1 protein-coding gene is annotated in these 3,082 nt (G+C 45.6%); it reads right to left on the bottom strand.

Features of this window, described 5'->3' with window-relative positions; all coding sequences use genetic code 11:
• On the bottom strand, window positions 1-3,082 hold a 3,082-nt coding region (locus ACFINO_RS09485), incomplete at both ends, for a hemagglutinin repeat-containing protein (RefSeq protein WP_375655559.1).

Raw genomic sequence — 3,082 nt, 5'->3', positions numbered from 1 at the left:
GAATGGCTTTTATGATGATCTGTCATGCCATCAATCGTCACACTTTCTCCGCTCACATTGATATCTTGACCGGAAAGCAGATGAGAAGCAGTGATTGTGGTCTCTTTGTCTGATTGCGTGATAATGTTGCCCGTCGCCCCAAGGATAGAGGAAACCGTTGTGGTATGCGATTGAGATGTATCGGAAGATTCCTCATGCAAAAAGCCACTTGATGACGATTGTGCTTGCTGGTCCAAGTGTTCTTGGGCGCCTTTTATGACAATCTTTCCCCCAGAGTGAATGGTAATATCCGCTTGTTTCTGATCTCCTGGTGCTTTCTCTCCTGACGTTTCCTCTGCCTTACCGGCTACGAGCGTCGAGGCTACAACTTCCGTGTTGTTTCCGGAATCAATGGCAATGCCTTCACCCCCTGTTATGCTTGACCCCACAACTTGGCGCACATCCATCTTGTTATGCTCAGATTTACTGCTACTAAACACCCCACCGTCTTTATGGTACGACATCTCATAATGTAAGCTATCCTCTGCATTATTGATGAGAATATCGTTGCTGGCTTTCAGCCCCACCTTGCCATCAGCCGCAATGGAACTACCTGTAATGCTAAGATCATGCGGTTTGCCATCCTGCCCTGCAATGACAGTGGTGTCACCTCCCGATTTTATCGAAGATCCAACGGCATGAGAGGCTTGCATATCCACTTTCGTGTTTTTGGTGCGAATATGATATTCCACTTCATCGTTTCTTACCCCTATTGTTATCTCCCCTTGGGCGCCAAGTCCAACATTGCCCTTGGCATCTATATCGGAAGCAGCAATATGGATATCTTGACCTGAGATGACAGTGGTATCTTTTCCAGAACTTAAATGAGAGCCATTGTGTAAAGCAACATGAGATGTTTCACTCCCATTCTGATTGTCCATGCTGTTGCGTGTAGCATCAATCGAAACATTCCTCTCAGCTTGTAAGGAAAGATTATCCGTTGCTTGAACATCAGAGCCTAAAATATTCAAATCTTTTCCAGAGGAAAGCGTTGTTGAGCCTCCAGAGTTGACTTCTGATTTATGATGCATGGTGGCATCACCGTGTTCATCATGGTAATGGGTTTCTGCTGAACCGATCGTCAAGTTACCTTGTTCTGTAGCCATGGCAAGATCACCCCCGGTGGTGATCCCCACCCCTGAGGCGGTGATATCTTGTTTGGCAATTACGCTCGCATTGCCCCCAGCAGAAAGCGCCTCGGTGTTTAATACTGTCTCCACGCCGTCAACCGTTGTGCGCCCTGCATCCAAACGAATATTCTTCTCCGCAAGGATAACAGCATCACCACCCGCCGCAAAATGCCCCCCTTGACTGAGGATATCCCCACCATGCACATGCAATTGGTGATTTGCCGCAATCCGCCCTGAATTGATAATCGTTGAATTGCTCGTATTTTGGCTGGTGATATTGACATCATCGCCCATGATCAAAGCCCCAGCAGAAACAAAGGAGGATCTGTCTTTTTCAGGGATGTAAAGCACCGGAGCATAAACATCCATGCCCTTGACCTGTTGGCGCACATAAATCACCATTGGGGCTTCTAGGGACGCCAATTGTTCTTCACTCAAAGCCTCACCAAAAGGGAGATTGTGGGCTTTTGCATATTCTGCCCCCACATCCAGCAAAGTTTTGACTTGTTCAATGGCATCACTTCCAGGAATAAAGGAGCCTTTACCCAACCCTTGACCAACAAGATCACGCATTTGTTTTTCAATCAGCTGCTTTTCAAAATATGCATCGCCTAAGAAAAAAATCTCTCTGTCAGGATTGTAGCCAATTCTGTTCAAATAATAGGCTGAGCCATAAAACTTGCCAACATCAAGGAATTCTGCCCGCGTTTCATAAATGAAATTTTGATTGGGCAGCGTGCCCCCAACCCCACCCGATTGGGGCTTTGGTAAAGGGAGCCCCTCAGAAAGTTCCCCTGCATTATTGAGATCGACTGTTGGTGTAAAGAGAGCGCCAGCCCCAGTTAAACCACTTAAGGACTCCAGTGGATTGCCTTCAACTGCTTGTGCTTTAAAATGCGCATCCCCTGTAATCGAACCTTCCGCTGCCGTGTTATTGAGTTGATCGACCACCAAATTCAACGTGCCACCCGCTTGGACAAGACCAGGAACGCTCTCCAAAGCTTCTGAACCAATCTGGCGATCCTTGCCATTGGCTATATCTAAAGAAACATCGCGGCTTCCATCAGCTTTATAACCATAACAACTGTCTGTATTAGCCTGACAACCAAGATAAGTGTTTTTATAAGCCGTTGCCCCTAAATTGGTCAGCACATTGGCGTGGATATCGGCATTTCCCCCTGCTCTCATAGAGCTATAATGGTTGTCAATGGTATCAGCGTTAATGATGAGATTGCCACTAGATTGTATTACCCCCGAAACAGTTGGTTTATGCGAAAATGCTTGTGTGACAGTCTTTTCTGTCATGTGTGACCAGTCTTCGTTTATTGACCCAAACCATCCTCCCTTCCGCCGAGAACCATTCCATTTATATGTCTGCATATGATCTCTACCATGCGCCCGTCCTTTTACCCAAGTAAAAGCCTTGTAGACTGTTCCATCTTTCAATGTTGCTTTGCCGTATGATCCTTCCTTATTATCAAAAAGTACTTCGTCCAAACTAAATAATGTATGCTCGATGTTAACACCAAGAATTGAGTCTGGCTCTTCAATGTGCCCCTTTCCCCAAAGATCTTGCTGTGTATTATGATATAACAACCCATCTCCGCTACCATGAAAATCCTCTGGTTTTTGGAAAGAAATATCGCTATATTCCGTTTTTTCTGTGATGACAGGCGTGCTATCGGCTTCGTTTTTTAGAGTGTTGGTTTGGATATTTAAGTTTCCACCAGCTTGAATAAAGCCTGCTTTGTTAACAAGCGAAAGGCTTTTTCCGCTGCCAGCCGCATTGGTAAAAGATAAATCACCTTCTGCCATTATGGTGCCAAAATCATTCAACAAAGCCCCATCAACTTGTAAAGCACCATTGCCCTTCACATAAATTAAGCCCGTTTTGTTGTTGGTCACATTGCCCG

This window comes from Bartonella sp. AA83SXKL (genome assembly GCF_042196965.1).
Classification (GTDB): Bacteria; Pseudomonadota; Alphaproteobacteria; order Rhizobiales; family Rhizobiaceae; genus Bartonella.
The sequence above is the reverse complement of the archived record's forward strand: the minus strand, read 5'-3'. Positions and strand labels throughout refer to the sequence as shown.